The 18764-nt window shown below is 55.3% G+C and carries 13 protein-coding genes and 1 pseudogene; 1 reads left to right on the top strand and 13 read right to left on the bottom strand.

The window, feature by feature from the left end; all coding sequences use genetic code 11:
* Positions 1-8: 8 nt before the first annotated feature.
* Positions 9-1484 (top strand): hypothetical protein, encoded by a 1476-nt coding sequence (locus JFN91_RS15320; protein ID WP_199390059.1) that lies wholly within the window; start codon positions 9-11, stop codon positions 1482-1484.
* 62 nt (positions 1485-1546) lie between these two features.
* On the opposite strand, the gene JFN91_RS15315 is transcribed toward JFN91_RS15320, so the two are convergent.
* The 13 genes and pseudogenes from JFN91_RS15315 to JFN91_RS22500 form a co-directional block, all read right to left on the bottom strand.
* Entirely contained in the window at positions 1547-2731 is a 1185-nt protein-coding gene (locus tag JFN91_RS15315; RefSeq protein ID WP_199390058.1) for a glycosyltransferase family 4 protein, read from the bottom strand.
* Positions 2728-3831: a glycosyltransferase WbsX family protein gene (locus JFN91_RS15310; RefSeq protein ID WP_236015195.1), complete on the bottom strand. Its 1104-nt coding sequence runs from the start codon at positions 3829-3831 to the stop codon at positions 2728-2730. The genes JFN91_RS15315 and JFN91_RS15310 overlap by 4 nt, the downstream gene beginning before the upstream one ends.
* Positions 3832-3865: 34 nt before the next feature.
* Positions 3866-5233 (bottom strand): glycosyltransferase family 4 protein, encoded by a 1368-nt coding sequence (locus JFN91_RS15305; protein ID WP_199390057.1) that lies wholly within the window; start codon positions 5231-5233, stop codon positions 3866-3868.
* Positions 5234-5252: 19 nt separating this feature from the next.
* A complete protein-coding gene (locus tag JFN91_RS15300) occupies positions 5253-6524 on the bottom strand; it encodes a glycosyltransferase family 4 protein (protein WP_199390056.1) in 1272 nt (423 codons plus the stop codon).
* A complete protein-coding gene (locus JFN91_RS15295; protein WP_199390055.1) occupies positions 6517-7641 on the bottom strand; it encodes a glycosyltransferase WbsX family protein in 1125 nt (374 codons plus the stop codon). The genes JFN91_RS15300 and JFN91_RS15295 overlap by 8 nt, the downstream gene beginning before the upstream one ends.
* Positions 7642-7657: 16 nt before the next feature.
* Positions 7658-11002 carry a glycosyltransferase gene (locus JFN91_RS15290; protein WP_199390054.1) on the bottom strand — a complete coding sequence of 1115 codons (3345 nt, stop codon included), beginning with the start codon at positions 11000-11002 and terminating at the stop codon, positions 7658-7660.
* A 28-nt stretch (positions 11003-11030) separates the two neighbouring features.
* Positions 11031-12083 carry a glycosyltransferase family 4 protein gene (locus tag JFN91_RS22400; RefSeq protein ID WP_199390053.1) on the bottom strand — a complete coding sequence of 351 codons (1053 nt, stop codon included), beginning with the start codon at positions 12081-12083 and terminating at the stop codon, positions 11031-11033.
* A complete protein-coding gene (locus JFN91_RS15280; protein WP_199390052.1) occupies positions 12083-13180 on the bottom strand; it encodes a glycosyltransferase WbsX family protein in 1098 nt (365 codons plus the stop codon). The genes JFN91_RS22400 and JFN91_RS15280 overlap by 1 nt, the downstream gene beginning before the upstream one ends.
* Before the next feature lie 68 nt (positions 13181-13248).
* Positions 13249-13842, bottom strand: coding sequence for a carbohydrate binding domain-containing protein (locus JFN91_RS15275; protein ID WP_199390051.1), 594 nt, complete (start codon positions 13840-13842; stop codon positions 13249-13251).
* 104 nt (positions 13843-13946) lie between these two features.
* The gene (locus JFN91_RS15270) at positions 13947-16502 is read right to left on the bottom strand and encodes a capsular polysaccharide export protein, LipB/KpsS family (protein WP_199390050.1); all 2556 of its coding nucleotides are present in this window, start codon (positions 16500-16502) and stop codon (positions 13947-13949) included.
* A gap of 1 nt (position 16503) precedes the next feature.
* Positions 16504-17478, bottom strand: coding sequence for a polysaccharide pyruvyl transferase family protein (locus JFN91_RS15265; protein WP_199390049.1), 975 nt, complete (start codon positions 17476-17478; stop codon positions 16504-16506).
* A gap of 2 nt (positions 17479-17480) precedes the next feature.
* On the bottom strand, positions 17481-18299 hold the full coding sequence (locus JFN91_RS22505) for a Wzt carbohydrate-binding domain-containing protein (protein ID WP_407932182.1): 819 nt from the start codon (positions 18297-18299) through the stop codon (positions 17481-17483).
* Positions 18294-18674 (bottom strand): annotated as a pseudogene (locus JFN91_RS22500) (ABC transporter ATP-binding protein); the annotation flags it as partial. The pseudogene JFN91_RS22500 and the gene JFN91_RS22505, both read right to left, overlap by 6 nt.
* Positions 18675-18764 lie beyond the last annotated feature (90 nt).

Raw genomic sequence — 18764 nt, 5'->3', positions numbered from 1 at the left:
AGTAAGTCATGAAGAGCAGGAAGATGATGATGGTGGCGCTGTGCGCCGTACCCCTGAGCGTGCTCCCGGTTGTGGCTGGAGCCGAAACCGACCGGATCACTGTAGAAGATCCCGCAACCGGGACCGTGAAGTTCAAGGTAACCTCCGACGGCAACGTGACCGCCGGCCAGTACACCGGTGACGGCGCGCTGCTCGCCAACGTCGCCCACTTCAAGGGCGCCTGGAACTCCGCGCTGAGCTACGCCAAAGACGACTGCGTCTCCTACGGCGGCAGCACCTATATCGCCCTGCAGGCCAGCAGCAACGCCCAGCCCGACCTGGCGCCCACCTCCTGGACCGTGATGGCTCAGAAAGGGGCCGCAGGCGCTGCTGGCACCACTGGCGCTACCGGTCCGCAGGGACCGCAGGGCCCCGCCGGCTCGCCCGATACCCAGACCGACATTCTCAACAAAATTAAAACCCAGGCTGACGGCGCCGTCCTCGCCATGAAGCAAAGTGCCAACGATGCAGCAAGCACCGTTAAACTTGCTGTTAAAGACACGAGCGACGTCAACCTGTTCCAGGTTGCGGCAGGCGGCAACGTGGCCATCGGCGCAACCACGCCGACCTCCTCCCTGACCATCAAGAACAAGGCAGAGATCGCAGGGACAGGCGTATTGAACGCCAGCAACAACGGCAATACCATTACCGGTGTCGGCACCGCATTCAAGTCTCAGCTGCACATCGGTGACACGATAACTGCAGCCGGCCAGACCCGAGTGGTCATGACCATCCCCAGCGACACCTCCATCACCGTCAACGCCGTACTCAGCCCCGCGCTTTCTTCGGCAAGCTTCACCTACTCGCCGCAGTCGCTTGTGAAGCTCTCCGATGACGTCAACAACGACAAGTTCGTGGTGACCGCCGGCGGCAACGTGGGCATCGGCACTTCCACACCGGCCAACGCACTGAACGTCGTCAGCGTTGCCGGCCCGGTGGCACAGTTCATCAACACCGTGGGTGGGTCGAGCGGCGCAGGCTTTGTCGCCGGTAGCGATCCGGGCAGGGCTGTTCTGAGCGGGGAGCGCCTGGGGTATATTCTCCTCGGCGGGTCCAAAGATGCTGCCCACACCATGGGTAACTCGACCGGTATTGCGGGTTTTGCTTCTGAGAACTGGTCTTCCACGACTGCAGGTGCCTATCTGCAGTTTCTTACCACTGCAAACGGCGGTACCACTCGTACCGAGAAAATGCGTGTTGACCACAACGGTAACGTCGGGGTCGGCACAACTTCTCCCCAGCAGAAGTTCGAAGTCGCCGGTGGTATGAGAATTTACGCTGCAACCCCGCCGACCAAGCCTGACTGCTCGGATGCCAACATCGATGTCGCCACCAAGGTCCGCGGCACTTTCTGGCTTACTCAAGGCGGCGCCGGCGTGAAGGACAGCGTAGAGGTTTGCGCGAAGGATGCAGCTGGTTCATACGCTTGGAGAACCTTGTACTAAGAAGCCGTAGTCAAAAAAAAACGCCCGCAACTGCGGGCGTTTTTTTTTGTTCGGTGCCGGGTTCAATCGTGATTTCCAAGGACCCGGTACGCTTCTTCCATTTTCCGGGTGGCGCTCTCCCAGGTGTAACCATTGATGACCATCTGGTGAGCTTTCTGTGCCAGGGTTTGTGCCACATCGGGCGACCGAATCACTTCCACCATTGCTTTTGCCAGTGCCATGGGGGTGTCCGCTACCAGCAATTCCTGGCCGTTCCTTGCACTGATGCCTTCGCAGCCTTTAGTTGTAGAAACGACGGGGAGTCCTGCGGCCATGGCCTCGAGAACCTTGATTCTCGTCCCCGCACCCTGCCTCAGCGATACCGCGAGCAGGTCCGCCTCGTAAAACCAAGGTAGAACTTCGGGTACGCTTTCGTGGCACTGTACGCCGGGCAGTTCTGCAAGAGGACCGAGTCTGGACAACTCTCTTCCGACCAGCATAACGCTGACTTCAGAGTCTTCAGCGCGGATGAGAGGCAAGACCTCTGCAAGGAAGTAGCGGGCCGCATCCAGGTTTGGCGCATAGTCCATCCCGCCGAGGAAAAGTATTCTCTTGCCGCTCTTTAGTCTTTTCCTGAATTTGAAACGCTCCGGATCGACACCATTGGGCGCAGTTATCACCTTATCACCACGGCCGACACTGGCAGCTATTTTTTCCCGTTCCTGGTCGGATACGGCAAAACAGAGTTGACACTCCCGCCATGCCTGCTCTTCCACTGCTTGCAGCCTTCTTCTCTCTATTTCATACAGGATTTTCCAGGGTAAGGTTTTGGCGGATTGACCGATCTGCCTAACGTTGTCGTGCTCTATGTTGTGTGCATCCAGAACGACCGGAGTGTCGGGAAATAGGTCGGCATACGGCCACATCATGGCGAACTCTATCTGAACGACATCGAACCTCTTGTTCTGGTGTAGCTGCCTCAGGGCGTTCCGCATTTCGGCGCAGCGGTAACGGATCACGTTGTACGGGGCGGTACTCGTGAAAAAACGGGCACGGTCGGGCCACAACTGCGCCGGGCGTTCAAACAGAAGGACCTCGGAGCACATGTGCTGCAACGGACCGAGTTCTACGGCTCGCCTGTCGTCTACTGTTACCGCAAGGGTCACGCTGTGCCGCGCTATCAGGTTTTTTATGATGTTGAAGACGCGGATTTTCCCCCCCTGGTCGAGAGGGTAGGGGAGAAATGGTGCGATGATTAATATCTTCATGGCGGGCCTAAGATCTCATCCCGGCATACCTCCAGATATGCGTTGCCGTAAAGCTCGTCGGGTTCCAGGAAATTCCCCTCTGCCCATTCGTTCCATGACTTTATGAAGATGAGCCTTTTATCCTTTTCCCTGTGTGCTACCTGGTTCAGCGCTTTGGACAACTGACGTCTGAACAACTGCGGGGTCGCATCGACCAACACCTTGGCATTGGTTCCGGAACGTGGGGAGTTGTCCCAGTTGGGCAAAACGCTCGGGAAAAAGTCGTAATTCACCTCCGCCGGCTCCTCGACGAAACAGTTCTCCACGAATTCCTCATAGTCAAAGACATAAGGGCGTGGGAACAGCTTTCGACGAATAAGTGAAAGCAGGCGCCGGGGTGTTCTTTTCTTCGCCAGCCTGAGAAAGGCAACTCCAGGCGTGTTTGGTACCACGGCATCGAAGCCACTGGTGGTCGGGTTCCAGGGGGACTCATCGATGTAAACATCTTCTCCGATGAAATAGATTCCCTGGAGGCCTGCCTTTATCGCAAGCGTTTGCCAGTGTTCCACAAAACGACACGGATCCGGAATCTGCTGCGGTTTATAGACGTAGAATACCGGTTTCCCATCTACGGTAAGGTAACGCTCGTCGAAAAAGGCTTCAGCAACGGTGTGAAAATGACGTTCCTCGTCCGCGCTCCCCGGATAGGTTTGCTCCATGAGGAGCCGGTTGGGTGCACCGTGCCAGATCCCGGTCCATGACTCGTTGGCCCAGCCAAGGCAGAAAGGGAGTGCCGGCTGCCCGGAGTGCAGGACCTCTTCAAACGGCCTTTCCAAAAGCCTCTTCCCGGCAAACCAGTAGTGCCAGTAGCAAAAACCTTCGACGCCGTGTAGTGCTGCGAGTTCGGCCTGGGCCTGCCTGGTGGCAGGGGAAAGCAGGCTGTAGTAACCCAGGGAGCCTGGCACGCGGGGTTGCAGGTGACCCCGAAAAAGCGGGTTTGCTTTCCGAACGTTAGTCCACTCGGTGAAACCTTCCCCCCACCACCGATCGTTCTCCGGGATAGGGTGGTACTGTGGAAGGTAAAAGGCGATAGCCCGGGCTTTCATGTTTGCAGGTGTCATGGATGACGTCGGTCTTCTAGAGAGTGATTGGAAGCTACTTGGACTTTGACATTTTTCTCAGCACGGACATCACGCCGGGGAAAAAGCTCCCCACTGCGCGCAGAGGTGCTGTTACCCGCCAGCTCATCGAGTTCAGGATCTCTGCCAGCTTACGCTCCGCCGCGGAGACTTCGTATGGCGTGGGTGTGATTGCAGCGACACCGCGGTATTGATCGAACTCCAGCAGCTGAAGCAGCGCCTTGCTCAGTCTTTCATCCTGTTGCCCTGCGGTTTTTTCCAGGCTCCAATACAAGGCCTTGAAGCTCGCCAGGTAGGTCTCCGGCGTGAATTGGGAGGAATATTTCTCCAGACCTGCCATACCAAACGCTTTGCGAAGGGATGGGGAATGGTACAGCTTCGTTATTGCAGATACCATTTGGTCAACGTCGTCTACCTCCACGAGTAGACCGGTCGCGTTGTGGTCTACAATCTCTTCTGGTCCTCCGCATCTCGTCGATATCACGGGGTTCCCGAAGGACATGGCTTCGACAAGAGAGAGCCCGAAGGTCTCCGTTAGGGACGCGCATACGTAAATGTCCGTGTCGGCGAGGATTTTGGGGACATCATTTCTGAAGCCAAGGTAGAGGATTCTGTCCGTTAAACAGTGGTCGTTGACCTTTTGCAGCAACTTCTCGTGGAGGGCTGTATCTGCCTGTGGGCCTACCATCAGGAAAACAGTGTCAGGAAGGGAATTGCAAATTCGAATCGCTGCTTCGAGGAGCGCCTCGCTACCCTTTTCTTTGCTACTCGTGCCGACATTGGTTATCACAAACGACTTCTCGGGCAGGCCAAGCTCGGCACGTACGTCGCCCGTTTGGCGGGTATGAAAGACGCCATTGGGAATCGTTTGCACCTTCTCCGGCTGCACGTATCGTTTGACTGACTGTTCCAGCGCTTGAGAAACCACCACCACCCTGTCGGAAAGCGTCTCAATGACCTTGTAGGTGAAGTAAACCGGGAACGGCAGCGTAAGGCTCGGGTGATTGTCCAGAAACTCGTGCAGATGCCAGACGTGCGGGATTCTTGCTTCTCTAGCAGCGAGTGCGCCTTCAAGGATGATGCTTGTATTGGTATGGACGATGTCTATGTTCGCGTCTTTTATCAGCTGTACCAGTTCTTCTACAACTTCTCTCCGGTACGGGGCCTCCTTTTTATGCAAGTTGGTGCCGTACTCGATCCAGCGGCTGAGTCCGATGACCTTGGTCTCGATGCCAAGAAGCTCCAGTTCTTCGTTCAGGTCTCCCCGTTGCGGGGTGACCACGAGAAACTCGATCTCCTTACTGAGGCCCGTGCATAAGGTAAGCAAGGCCCGCTCCGCCCCGTGCAGCCCCGAGTAGTGGGAGATCAACAGGATTTTCTTCATGCCGGCACTCCTTCGGTCTTTATCGACTCGGTGACGTAGAGGGTGTGGCGCCTTGCAGAGGTAGCGCCTGCAAGAGCGAGGCATACGTCTGCTGCGTGCTGAACTTCTCCCTTGCGTATGCGATGGCGGTGTTCTCCAGTGCTCTGCGTTTTTCCCCGGATTGCAGCAAGCTTACCGTGGCGTCGGCAAAACTGTCCCAAGAACTGCAGCAGATGTACGGGGTGTCGCAACCAGGCTCGGCGGAGATCCCCTCTACGCCGTTGGCTGTCGAGACCAAAGCCTTTCCTAAACACAGCGCCTCCACCGATTTGATCTTCAGGCCGGTCCCCGATGGAATGGGATTGATTACTACCGTGGCGCGGTGATATTCCGCCTCCAGTGATTCGACCCACCCTAACTTCACTACGCTTTGATCCGATACCTCAAGATGGTTGCCTACCTTGCCGATGATCTTCAACGTGGCTCCGTTGCACGCCTTGCGGATTCTCGGCCATGCCTGTTGGTAAAACTCCTTCAAGCCGTGCACGTTGAGCGGGCTTTCGGAGCCGACCACGAGGACGGTGGCGGGGTCGGTCACGGCATCGGAGGGGGGGGCACTAACCTCGAAATCTATGCCGACGGTAACCACCTTCCGTTCGGGCACCAGACGGCGGAACATGTCGGCTTCGTTGTCCTGGATGGCGATGATGAGATCGCTCTTAAGCAGTAGCCCGCGCTCCTCTTTTTCTGTGCAAAGAAGAGGATCCTTGATCCCGAAGTCGAGGACCTGTTCCTTCTTCCTCGAGAACATGTCATGGGTGTCGATGATCTTGTAGGTGGATGCCGGGAAGATGTCGAGGCACCGGGCGGTAAAAATATACTCGGCAAGAACGACGTCCGGGCGCAAGCTCTCATTGAGGTGCGAGGCGGCGACCAGCAGCTCCTGCGGACACAGCCAGCGCCGGGTTCCCGCCGCCTTGGCCTTGTACTCGAGATGTTCAAGCAATCCCGTCCGCCCCAGCAAACTTTTCAGGAGAGGCTTTCTGGTGGCCAGCCCGAGAAGCAGCTCGCTGCGCGATAACTGAAGCGGTGCCTGTTCGGTGACCTTGTAGTCGCCGGCGATATGCACTTCATCGGCAATTGTGCGCAGACCGGCGATAACGTCTTCTGCAGGACGATGGTTCAGCAGGAGCACTATGTGAAGCCCCAGGGAACGCAACCACGCCATCATCTTGAGGATACGGATCTCGTTCCCCGCCGACGGCGGGTAAGGTATGACGTGCGTTATGATCAGTATTACCGGTTTATTCATTGCCTGGCACTAGTTCCTGTTTGCACGCATTCAGCCATCCCCGGCCAAACTCCTGGTCCGGTTCGACATAGTTTCCCTCTGCCCATTCGTTCCACGACTTGAGGAATATGATCCTCTTGTCCGGGTCCCTCTCTGCGACCTGCGCTATCGCGTCGCGCAAGTGACGTCGGAAAAGCTCAGGCGTCGATCCCGTCAGCACGTAGCCCCGTACACCGCATCTCGGGGTATTGTCCCAATTGGGGACCACGCACGGGAACTGGTTGTCGCGCTGCAATGGCGCCAGCGCTATCTTGATGTACTCTTCGTAATCCATCCTGTTGGGGGTGGGGAACCAGCCCCGCCAGAGCTCCTTCAGGTTCTTACCGGTGAGCTTCATGGAGAAGTCATCGAGCTTGGTGGGCGGTTTGTTGAACACCCAGTGTGTCGTGAACCCCGGGTTGTGCGGCACCACAGCATCGAAGCCATGCTCCTCGGGGACCCAGCGCATGGTGTTGGCATTGCCGACGAAGTAGATACCCTTCAAGCCGGCCTTCACTGCCAGTTCTCTCCAGTGGTCGGTGAAGCGCCTTTGATCCGGCAGGTTGGGCGGGTTGTAGACGAAAAAGAGAGGCTTTCCTTCGACGGTGATGTAGCGCTCATCCGTGAAGGCAGGAAGCATCGCCTCGAAATGGGCCTTTTCGTCTTCAGGTCCCGGAAAGGTCTGCTCTATCAACATCCGGCCGGGACATCCATGCCAGACCCCGGTCCAACTATCATTGGCCCAACCCAGGCAGAAAGGTAGCCCCGGTCTGCCCAGCGCCAGAACTTCATTGAAAGGCCGCTCAAGGAGTCGCTTTCCTGCAAACCAATAATGCCAGTAGCAAAAACCTTCTATGCCGTACTCTTGTGCCAGTTCCGCCTGGGCCTCTCTTGTCTCTGACACCCTCAGATCGTAGAATCCCAGGTCTGCGGGCAGGTGCGGCTGGACGTGGCCGCCGAAAAGGGGCTTTGCCTTTGCCGTGTTGGTCCATTCCGTGAAACCGGGGCCCCACCAGGCATTGTTCTCCGGAATCGGGTGGAACTGTGGCAGGTAGAAGCCGATGACTCTGGCTTTTCGTTGTTGCGGAGTCTTTTCCATTGTTTAAGTACCGATCTTAGTGTTTGAGATGGGATAAAAGGTCGTATGCGCTGCGCAACGGCGCGGTAATGGTCCAACTGAGCGAGCTCAGGAGTTTCTGCACCTTGCTGTCCAACTCCGCGATCGTTGCTTCTTGTACAGCGATCTGCTGCTCCTGTTCGTCTATACGTTGCAGTAACGCGGCTATCTCGTTTTGCTGGCTGGCGCTTTCAGCCGCCAGTCTTGCTTTTTCGGGGTCATGGGTCTGCTGCAGGTCCGCACCGAGTTTGAGCAGTCGCAAGACGCAGGCCTTCAGGGCGCGCAGCTTCCTGAAATCGTTGTGCCCGTTGCTCTCTCCGGGGCTTATCAGCTGGTACAGGTAACCGGTCAGCATCCGGTCTATGCAGCGCGCTTCAAACGGCGTGGCAGTTTGCCACACTCGTTCCATGAACACCCGCGTTGAAAAATCGCGGAGTCGGAAGTATTTCGTGGAGGAATTGTCGCGGTCGAAAATCGCGTCGGAGACTCCTTGATAATAGCTGCGGTGCCAGAACCATTGCTTGGTCAGCCGTTCCGGCGCAATCTTGTGATGGATTACGGCTGCTGGTGCAAATTTGATGGTGAAGCCTGCCTGTTCGATGCTCCTGCAAATGTTGAGCTCTTCGTTGGAAAGCAGTTTCTTGCCGATCCTGCCAAGGTTCTGCGGAAACAGCCCGACGTGGTCGAAAACACTGCGCCTGAAGGCGATGTTGGCCCCCCAGGGGTAACTCGGCCCCCTGAAGAACCCGCTCTCGGCAGCCGCTTCAAACTCGTTGATGGTGAGGTATCCTTCCCAGTCCCTGGTGAGCCATTGCGGCCGCTCGCCGGGCCACACGGGGCGAATGGGGCCGCCCGCGCAAGCTACCGTTTTGTCATCAAAGGCTTCGCATATCGCGCGTAGCCATCCCTGTTCTGCGTCGATGTCATCATCGACAAATGCCACGATCTCTCCTTTTGCATTGCGAATGCCGGTGTTACGGGCAAAGGAGAGGCCCTGGCGAGCCTCGAAGATGTAGCGGATCGGAACCGGAGAGGTTGCCTGCAGGGTCTCCGTTGTTTGGCGCGTATCGTCAGTCGAGTTGTTGTCGACCACGAGCACCTCGTACTCTGACCTGGGGAAGTCCTGGTTGCAGACCGCGGCGATCGAATCACGAAGGAGCTCGGCCCTGTTATGGGTACAGATCACGACGGAGACCTTGGGGGAGGGGCACTGTACCGGGGAGACTTCTGGTCCTTCGGGCGCCTCGATGGCTTTGCTCATTTCGGCCCGTGCTTTACAGGTTGCGGTCGCCATGGTCAGCCTGAGGAAAGGGGCGAAAAGATCTACCAGATCGATCTTTTCACCGACGTAGTTCTCCACGTCTCGTGCGATGTTGTCCTCTATTTGCTTGACCCAGAAACGCAGCTCCTCCCGCCTGTCCGCCAATGACGGTTCCTGGTAGTCCGGGTAGTACTTCTTCCACGAGCGCTTACCAAACTCGTACTTGGCGAACTGGCCGTACAGATTGTCGAGGCTGGTCCGGTGCTTGTGGTATACCAGCGCTTCCGGAACGAAAAGTATCCTCAGCCCCATCTGCTTTTGCATCCGCCACGCGATATCCGCATCGCCGCCGGACGTCATCTCCGGAGCAAACAGCCCGATGGCGTCGAAGACGGATTTTCTGTATGCAGAGTTGGCCGTCTGGGTATAGGGGAGATAAGGGCACGCCAGGGTGCCGCCCTGGCGCAGGATCCCGGCGCGGTCGGAGAACTTCTCTATGACGGTTTCGGGTGCGTAGGCCTCGATCTCTCCTGCGAAACAACCGACACCCTGATCCTCCCAATGTCTCACCAGCTCTTTAAGCCAGGCGGGCGTGACAATGCAGTCGGCATCAGTGAACGCGATGAGGTCGCCTTTCGCAGCGCGGATGCCCTTGTTGCGCGCTGCGTAGGAACCTCTTATGGTCGTTTCTTCCAGGATGACGATGTCGTATGCCGACGCTATTTCAACACTTGCGTCACTCGATCCATTGTCCACCAGGATAATCTCCAACAACTCTTTCGGGTAGTCGAGGCGGACGAGAGAGTCAAGGCACAGTCGCAACGTTTCAGCCGCATTGAAAACAGGGACCACCACGGAAACGCTTGGCAGTGCAGTGCTCATCGCGCCGACAACGATGTCGTGAAAAGCCGCGTCGAGTTTGCTTGCCTCTATGGCTTCGTTGAAAGACTCTGCCACCTTCTGCGCGCCGGCTTTGCCGAGCTGTACCCTCAAGACAGGTGAGAGGCACAGTTTGAGCATCAGCTGCGCAAATCCGGCTATGTCACGCTCTCCGGCGACGAGGCCGGTGACACCGTCTTCAACCAGTTCGGAGACACCGGAGTGTGCAGTGGCAATGACGGGCAGCCCTGTCGCAGACGCTTCCATCAGCGAGACGGGAATCCCTTCCATGTCGCCATTGGCAGCCGTGACTGAGTGCAAGACAAAAACATCAGCGTCTTTCATCTGCTGGGTTACGATGTCCGTTGAACAGATGCCGAGAAACTCCACCCTGTCCTTTATCCCTAGCGTTTGGCAGAGTTTCATCATGTCCGTTTTCAGCGGACCGTCTCCGACCAGGACCAAGGTCGCCTTCGGGTGAGACTGCAAAAGATCGTGGAATGCCTTGATAAGAAATTGATGCCCTTTTTTCTCCACGAAGCGGGCTACGCAAAGAAACCTGGTCGTGTCATTGCCGCCGCGGTGCACATAAGAGAACCTCTCGGGGACGATGCCGCAATGGATGACGCTTATCTTCGCTGAATAGTCTTCAGATGTCAGATCTACGATTCGTTTCTTGTTGAAGTCAGAGATGGTGAAAACGCGTGCGGCGCTTTGCACCAGCAGCTTGAGCCGCCGTCCCAGCGTTTCCCCGGGGGCACCCTCGTTGGAGATGAAGATGTCATAGGCATGTGCTGTGAAAGAAAAAGGCACCCCTGTGATCTCGCTGGCGAGCATCGCCGTCAACGCGGATTCTGTCGCAAAATGAGCATGCAGCATCTGCACGTTCTCTTTTTTCACGTAGTCCGCCAGGCAAGCCGCGAATTCCGCGTACCAGTGTGACAGCTCATACTTTTGTGCCAGTGTCCGTGCCTGGTCCAGGAAAGGGCTCTTTGCCGCGGCCGCCTGCCGGTCAATGGCAGAGATATCGAAGACCTCCTGGCGGACTCGGGACATCAGCGTTTCATGACACGGTATCGGTTCAAACAGGGAGACAGGATGGACCACCGCTCCCAGTTCCTGCAGCGCGAGTATTTCGTTGATGACGAACGTTTCAGATGGAAGCGGAAAGTGTCTCAACACATAGCAGATTTTCAGGGCCATAGCTTCGCCTTGTTCACCCCAATTTGGGTCAGTCTTTGAGGAAGTGCTCGTAAACCTCGAGCATCTTCCGAGCTACTACAGGCCATGCGAACGAGTCCTCGGCACATTTTCTAGCCGCTGCTCCCATCTCAGTCCGCCTGTGGCTGTCACTCAGCATGGCGATAATCGCGTGAGCCATTTCTTCTGCATTGCCGCGAGCGCAAAACACCCCGAAGCTTTCTTGCACGTAGTCGCGGATTCCGCCTATATCGCTGACCACGATCGGCAGACCGCAGGCCATGGCTTCCAGTGCAGAGTTGTTTGCCGTGCAGTCCTGCAGAGGGAGCAGTGCCACCGAGGCTTTTCTGTATTTTTCCCTTAAGTCGGTGTCGCTTATGCCGGAGAAGATTTCCACCGCAGCTCCCTCCAGAAGAGGGCGGTTCTTTTCAGGGGTCACGACCTGTATTTTGACGTCAGGGGCGGCGCTTTTCAGTATGAGGCTGCACTGTTTCAGAGTCTCGAAGTCCCTGAGCCAGTTTCCAACGAAAAGGCAGAGAGTCGGGTCTCGTTCTTCGGGTGCGCCTGGACAGAAAAAGTCGACATCGATGCCATGATGTACGCAGAAGACATTGGGGTTGAAATTGCGGAAAAAATCCCGTTGGTCGTTTGATACTGCAATGACACCGTCAAGTTTTTTCAGGTTTCCGGTGAAATACTCATACCGTTCCATGCCAGAGGAAGAGAACCAAGCTTCAGGCTGGTGGTATGTTGCCAACAGGACCTTCTTGTTCCTGTTGAAATCGGAACAGTAGCAAAAGGTGTTTTCGCCATACAGGAAGTGCAAAATGTGTTTTCTGAAGAGGTAAGGGGTATAGAGTATGTCCAGTTCCCTGTTTATTTCTTCCAGGCCATAATGGTCCCAGCGCGCAGGACATTGCGCGATCATCTCGTCTTTCTTCGCTTTCCCGACCAAGCGGGCGATGGGCAGATTCCGCAACGGAGAGTTGGGCAGAAACTCGAGAAGCCGGTCGTACCCCGAAAACCTCGAATGGTGGGCGAAATTCTTTGTAATGAGATGTATTCGGGTATTGTTGTTGTGCACTATGGCCTCGATGACGTGACAGCGGCAAGTGTTGCTTCCAGGTAGCCATGCCCCCATCTTTGGTCGGGTTCCAGGTAGTTGGTCTCCGCCCACTCATTCCAGGATTTTACAAAGATCAGGCGGTGTTCCGGCGCTCTGGAGGCTACGATGCCGATAGCTTCCTGGAGATGCCTGGCGTAGAGCTCGGGGGTGGAGTCTTGCAGCACGAAGCCGTTCGACCCCGATCTGGGGGTGTTGTCCCAGTTGGGCACCACGCAAGGGAAAAAGTTGTCGCCGCGAACCTTCTGGGGAAAGGCGTTTTGCACGAAACTTTCGTAGCTGTAGATTTGCGGCAGCTTGGTTTTTTCCTTCGTGAAAAAGCGCATCCTGAGCGTTGCCGCGGCGAATTCTTCCTGCAGTGAAGGCACGTCCTGGTTGGTCAGCATCGACACGGGAGGGTTTGTGGTAAATGCATCATAGCCGTCATCGGGGACGTCCCAAGGGAAGTCGAGCATCCCGATGAAGTAAAACCCCTCCAGTCCCTCCTTCACGGCCAGCTTCCTCCACGTATCCATGAAAAGTTGTGGTTGCTGCAGGTCACGTGGCTTGTAGATGCAAAAGATGTTCTTGCCGTCGACCTTGAGGTACCTGGGATCCTTGAAGGCGGCAAGCAGGGCGTAGAAATGGGCGGTGATATCTTCCTGCCCCGGGTAGGTCTGCTGGATAAGGACCTTGTCGGGGCAGCCGTGCCATATTCCCGACCACGTGTGGTTCGCCCAAGCCAGGCAGAAGGGGAAATCCGGTGAACCTGAGGCCACCACCTCGTTGAAGGGGCGCTCGAGAAGCCGTTTGCCACCGCCGAACCAGTAGTGCCAATAACAAAACGCTTCGATGCCGTGCGCCCGGGCCAGTTCTGCCTGGGCTTCACGGCTCTCGGGGACGCGCAGGTCGTAAAAGCCGAGGTCGCTGGGCAGGCACGGCTGTTGATGGCCCAGATAGAGCGGCCTTGCCTTAGCTACATTGGTCCATTCCGTAAAGCCTTTTCCCCACCACTGGTCGTTTTCTGGAATCGGGTGAAACTGCGGCAAGTACAAAGCTATTAGACGGGGGCTGAACATTGACGGCTCCATGAGGCTTGCATGCGGGGTGGCCGCAGAAGGACCACCCCTCTTAGCTACGGCAGATGTTACAGCGCTTCAAACTTTACATCGTCAATGTAGATGGTGCCTTCAACCGGCTTGTCGGTCCCCTTCTCGACTGCGATGAACCCCTGTGTCGCATCGCTAGGAGCATCGAATGTGACGCTGAGCTCTTGCCACCCGCCCTTTTTCAGGTCATAGGTTTTGGTGAAGGCGTTGGAAAGGAATTTATTGTCCTGATAGATACCGCACTTAAGCAGAGGGGGGAAGGACGCCGGTTTAGTCCCTTCTACCATCATGTAAGCGGTCAGCTTGTACTTCTTGCCTGCCTGCAGGGGGAACTTGGGCGAGAAGGCGAAGTTCCATTTCCCCTCCCCAGAGGTCCCGCTGACTTTGAGGCTGGCATTGCCTGACTTCTTGGCTGCCGTGGACTGCTCTACTTTCACCGTAGCCCCGTTCGGAGACCACTTGCCGTTGTCAGTCTCGTAACCGTATTCGACCAAGGCCTGTGCTGCAGCGGGGGCCGTCTGAGGAGCCGGAGTCTGTGCCGCTTCCTTGGCAGGCTCCTGTTTGCATCCCGTTGAGGCAAGGGCTGCTGCAATGGTCGCAGTTGCGAGTATGAGGGGCAATTTGTTGCGCATGATATTCCTCCTTAGAGTCGAAGTGACTAAGACTTTATAGGGTAAAAATAAAAAAATGACAAGACTGCAGAGTCCCGATGTAAGTGTGACAGCTCCGCGTGTCTTTATTGTTTCCGCAATAGACCGTAAATCTTTCTAAGAGGGGCGGTTGCTCTCCAGCTTGCTGAGGCGAGCAGGTCCTCTATGCGTTGGCGCTGGTCCCGAGCTTCTGAGCCCAGAACGTTGATCAATTCATTTCTCTGGCGAATTGTGTCGTCTCTGAGTTCTATGTCTGCACGCAGTGTGGCGATTGTCTCTTCGGCGTCATGCCTGTATTTTTCTACTGCGGCGATTTCTTGTGCCAATATCTCATCCGCCTGCATCATGGTCGCCTGGTGGTGGGATAAGGCTGCTTGTAGATGTGCTCTCTCCTGCCGGGTCGCTTTTAGCTCACGTTGCAATTCGCTGAGCGACTCTTCGCTTGCACTCAACGCCTCCTGCAACTGTTCGACTTCATGCTTGCGGGATTCCGCCGTGTGTTGCGATTGCGCCAGCGCCTCCTGCAACTGTTCGACTTCATGCTCTCGCACCCCGGCTGCGTGCTCCAACTGTGCGAGCGCCTTTTGCAACTGTTCGACTTCATGCTCTCGCACCCCGGCTGCGTGCTCCAACTGTGCGAGCGTCTTTTGCAGCTGTTCGACCTGATGATTTTGGTGCGCAACAGCCTCTTCCAGATGTGCAATCTGGTGCTTCTGGTCTTGGGCCGTGTTCTCCAGGTGTCCCAGTTGCAGATGGCAGGCCGCTGCCGTTTCTTTCAGCGTTTCAATGGTTCGGTCTTTGGCGTTTGCCTCAAGCCTAAGAGCTGCTGTGGTTTCGCCGGCCCTGACGAGCGACTCCATCAAGCGGGTGGCGTGCACTTCAGATTGTCCGAGTGATGCTTCCAGTTCGGTTATGCGCCTGTTGCCTTGCTCCACCGAAATCTGTAACGATCTCAAATGGTTCTCTTGCTCGCTGCACGTGTCGATGATGTGGGCCAAGGCCTTGTGCCCTGTGCAAAGGTACTTGAGGTGTATGACCACTTCTTCGATTTCAAGGCCTGGGCATGCAATCTCTAAGATCGAGTCCAGGGTGTTGAAATGGTAGATTGCCTCCCTGCGCAGGACCGCGTTGGTGGACTGCACGGCTAAGGGAATCGGTCCACCTGGTGTCACGGCGTACATTTCCAGCAACTCGAGGCTCACGTAGTCATTGAGCGGGTCGAATCGCAAGGAGCGTACTGGCTCTGACGGCGCGGGTTTGAACTTAAGGGATGTAAGGCGGTTGTCGCTGCCAATTGACAGCTTCAGAGATAGCGCCTCGCTAAAACCCGTCCCCGTATCAAAATACAACTGGGCGTACGGAATGGTGGTGGTGCGTGCCAGTTGCGGGAGAGCCGGCACCTGCTTCTCCATGTGCTGTATCAGCCGGCTGTAGATACTTTCGGGGGGGGTGATGACGTCGTAAAAATCTTCCGTGATGCCGCCATTGTCACGGAAACGCTGCAACGAGCGAACCAGGAACGAGGACAACCAGTCAGGGGACAGCATGTCCTGCTTTTGTATGGCATATCTTGTCACGATCCAGTTGAGGATCCCGTCATTATCGGAAGGGGGGCTCGCGAGGTATGAGGGAAGGTCGGCCAAGGACGTACATCCGGCGAGAAAGCTGAACGCGTTGCCAAAGGTGCAAAGTTTTTTGTCGAAGAAGGCCGTCTGCAATCCCACAGTGCTGGAAACGGTAATTACCGCGTCTGTCTCCGCGACCAGAAACTGTGAAACGGAATTGTACTGGCAAAATTCCGGATGGAATATGCAGTTTTCATACTTGTTTCTCAGGTACTCAAAAGCAGATGGTTTTATAGCCTGGTAGTCGGGGTGCATGGTTACAACTACACCGATGTCTGCCGGAACATGTTCCAGGACATGAACCAGAAAGTCGTACTGGGACCTGAAGTCCACTATTCCGTCAAAGGAATAATAAGAAGAATCCTGCAAAGGAAGCAGCACCAGGTGTTGGAACCGCTTCCTTTCTTTTGCCATGATCGCCTTGAAAGGCGAAGTCTTATCCATCACCTCGATGCATGTGCGCTTGAATGCCTTCAGCAATGCGCTTTGGTCTTTGTCCAAGGTCGTATCGCATGGCAGCTTGAACCGGTTGGGGAATGAGGTTTCCGACATCCCACAAGGGTCCAAAAACCAGGACTCAGGGTAAGGCGATCTCGAGAAAATGGAATATTCGTGGTGCAGCAGGAGGGCGGATGGATAGGCAGTCTTGAGAAAAGGTGCCGGCGAAAAAGTGATTATGATGTCAGGTACGAAGGCCCCGATCTTGTGGTGCATGAGGTCTACGTAATAAGACATCTGCGCGGCGCTATACGACTCTTTGTACCAGCATATGGTCGCCTCCAGGTATCCCTGTGTGAATGGAGCCAGCAGTTCTTGCTGTGTGAAAACGATCTTGGGGGATGCGAAATCAAGTTGAACGGACGCCAACGGTTCGTTCAAGGCCAGCAGGAACGAGAAGTCAGCGCCGGAGGCGTTCAACGTTTTGATGATGTTTCCACAACAATACTTGAGCCACCCGGCCTTCCAAATGGGGTCGTTTTTTTCTATTAAGGGCTCGATGTAAAAAAGTACATTCACTTTACGCTCTCAGGAATATGTTCTTGATGAATCGTGCGAAAGAGGAGCCTGAGTGGGTGGGGACTCCGCGAAAAGTAGTAAGAGGCCTTTGTTGTTGCAAAAAATCCGAAAAATCGTCATAGAGGGAGCGGTTGCTCACTGCATCTTCACAGGCCTTAACCAGGCCCCGATAGTCTGTAAGTACATTAATCCTCTCGCCAAACAGCGAAAGGGTTCCTTCTATCTTCCATGTGTTGGACGGGAGTGCGACAAAGGGGCGCTTAGCCAATGCTGACAGGTATACTCCATGGTGTCTTCCTGTGACGATAAGTCTTGCCGTCCTCAGGTTTGCAACAAAGTGTTGCCAGTCATCAAACCTCAGCTTGTCTTCGAGGGGGTAATATACGGCCTCGTCCTGTAACTCATCCTGCAGTTTCTTAAGGGCCGCACCCACGTCAATCATCGAGTGGTGGAAATCGGTGATTACGATTTTGTTCTTAAAATCGACGGTAGGCTCTGCTTTGAAATCGGCTTCGAGGATTGAGTCCAACACGACCCTGCCTGGAACCCCTGCATCGGCAAGGTACGAGAGGGAGTGCGCGTCGCGAACGGTCAGATCGTCCAAGTCGCGCATGACGTCGTGATAGAAGATGCAATCCTGGATGACGCAGTTCACCAGGAACGTACGTTTTTTTAGCAGTTGGGCATGCTTGAGGAGCGCCAGCAGGTGAAGGCCTGCTCCATGGTGTATGGTCCCTTCGCCGTTCACAATGACGGCATCCACCTCTTCCATCTCCCTGCTGACTGCAGATGTTCGCACGGCATCGGCACTGGCCTCGACACTGCCGCGCCACAGGTCCTTGAGTTCGGTGACAAAGTGGCGGTGGGTTATTTCTGCGCCCGCTTTTCTAAGCATCTTGTCGTGAGCTTGGGAGACGGCCAGGCAGCCAACGTGCGGGAAATTGCCGGTGTCGTTGAAAAGCGCTACTTTGGTCATGGTCACTGTCCTACCCGACAATCCAACTGAAGGTCACAGATCCCGCCGAAAACGTACTCGCGAGGCTTATGGAGCACCTTGAAGAACGCGGCCTCGTCTTTCCAGTGCAGCACGTGCTGTGCCGTGTAATACTTGTCTGCTTCTTCGGTTACGGTTGCCTGGATTTCATAAAGATTGGGCCCCAAGGTGCACTTTCCGGAAAAAGAAACGGTAACGGTGTCCCCCTCACTAAACGAGGTTTCCCAGAAGCCACCGGTGATTCCATCATTCCACTTCTTTATGTCGTCATTCAGAGTTCCCCAAGAGGTTATTTTGATTCCCTCCTTGTTCCTTATCCTGAAGGCGACGTTTAGATGTGTCAGATTCATGTTGAGCCTGCAGCATATCTTAATGGTGAAAAAATCGCCCGGGTAGAGCGCTGTGCAGGCATTGCCGCGTTCGTCGGTAACTGATACCGACACAATCTCTGCCTGATGGTTGCCGAACGATCCTCCTGAGGGGGCTTCGGGCATGACTTCGGCATTTTCGACGGCCTGCGCCTTAGGGTTACAGGAGTAGTGCCTGCCTGCTTGAGTCGCCAGATAGGCAGATTCATCAGCGTGCAGAAGCTTCCTGTATTCAATGATAGTTTCAGCAGGGGCCCCGATAGTTTGAATTCGGCCATGGTGCAGCAGGACCGCTCGCGAAGTGAGAGTTCGGATCATCTCTTCGCTATGAGAGACGAAAAGTAGTGTTACCCCTTTTTCTATAAGCTCTCCAATCTTGTTGTAGCACTTTTTCTGGAAGAAGAGGTCGCCGACAGACAATGCTTCGTCGACAATGAGAATATCGGGGTTGATATTCGACTGGAGTGCGAAGGCAAGGCGCACGAACATGCCGCTGGAGTACGTTTTCACCGGCTGGTAAACAAAATCCCCTATGTCTGCAAAACTAAGAATGTCATCCAACAAAGAATCCATCTGGTCGCGGCTATAGCCCATCAGGGTTCCGTTGAAATAAAGGTTTTCGATCCCGGTCAGTTGCGGATTGAACCCGGCACCTAACTCAAGCAAGGCAGAGATTTTTCCGTTTACCCCAATTTTCCCGCTGCTCGGCGTCAGCACTCCAGTAATGAGCTTTAAGAGGGTCGACTTCCCCGAGCCGTTCTTGCCGATTATTGCTACGGTCTCTCCTTTTTTTATCTCAAAGCTGACGTTGTTGAGTGCATAAAAATCTTTATGATAGCTCTTGCCGAATGGATTGACCGCCTCCTTTATACGGTCAAATGGGTCCTGGTATAGCTTGTA

It is taken from the genome of Geomonas anaerohicana (assembly GCF_016458305.1).
GTDB classification, from domain to species: domain Bacteria; phylum Desulfobacterota; class Desulfuromonadia; order Geobacterales; family Geobacteraceae; genus Geomonas; species Geomonas anaerohicana.
Note: the sequence above shows the minus strand (reverse complement) of the source record. Positions and strands in the feature narration are given on the sequence as shown.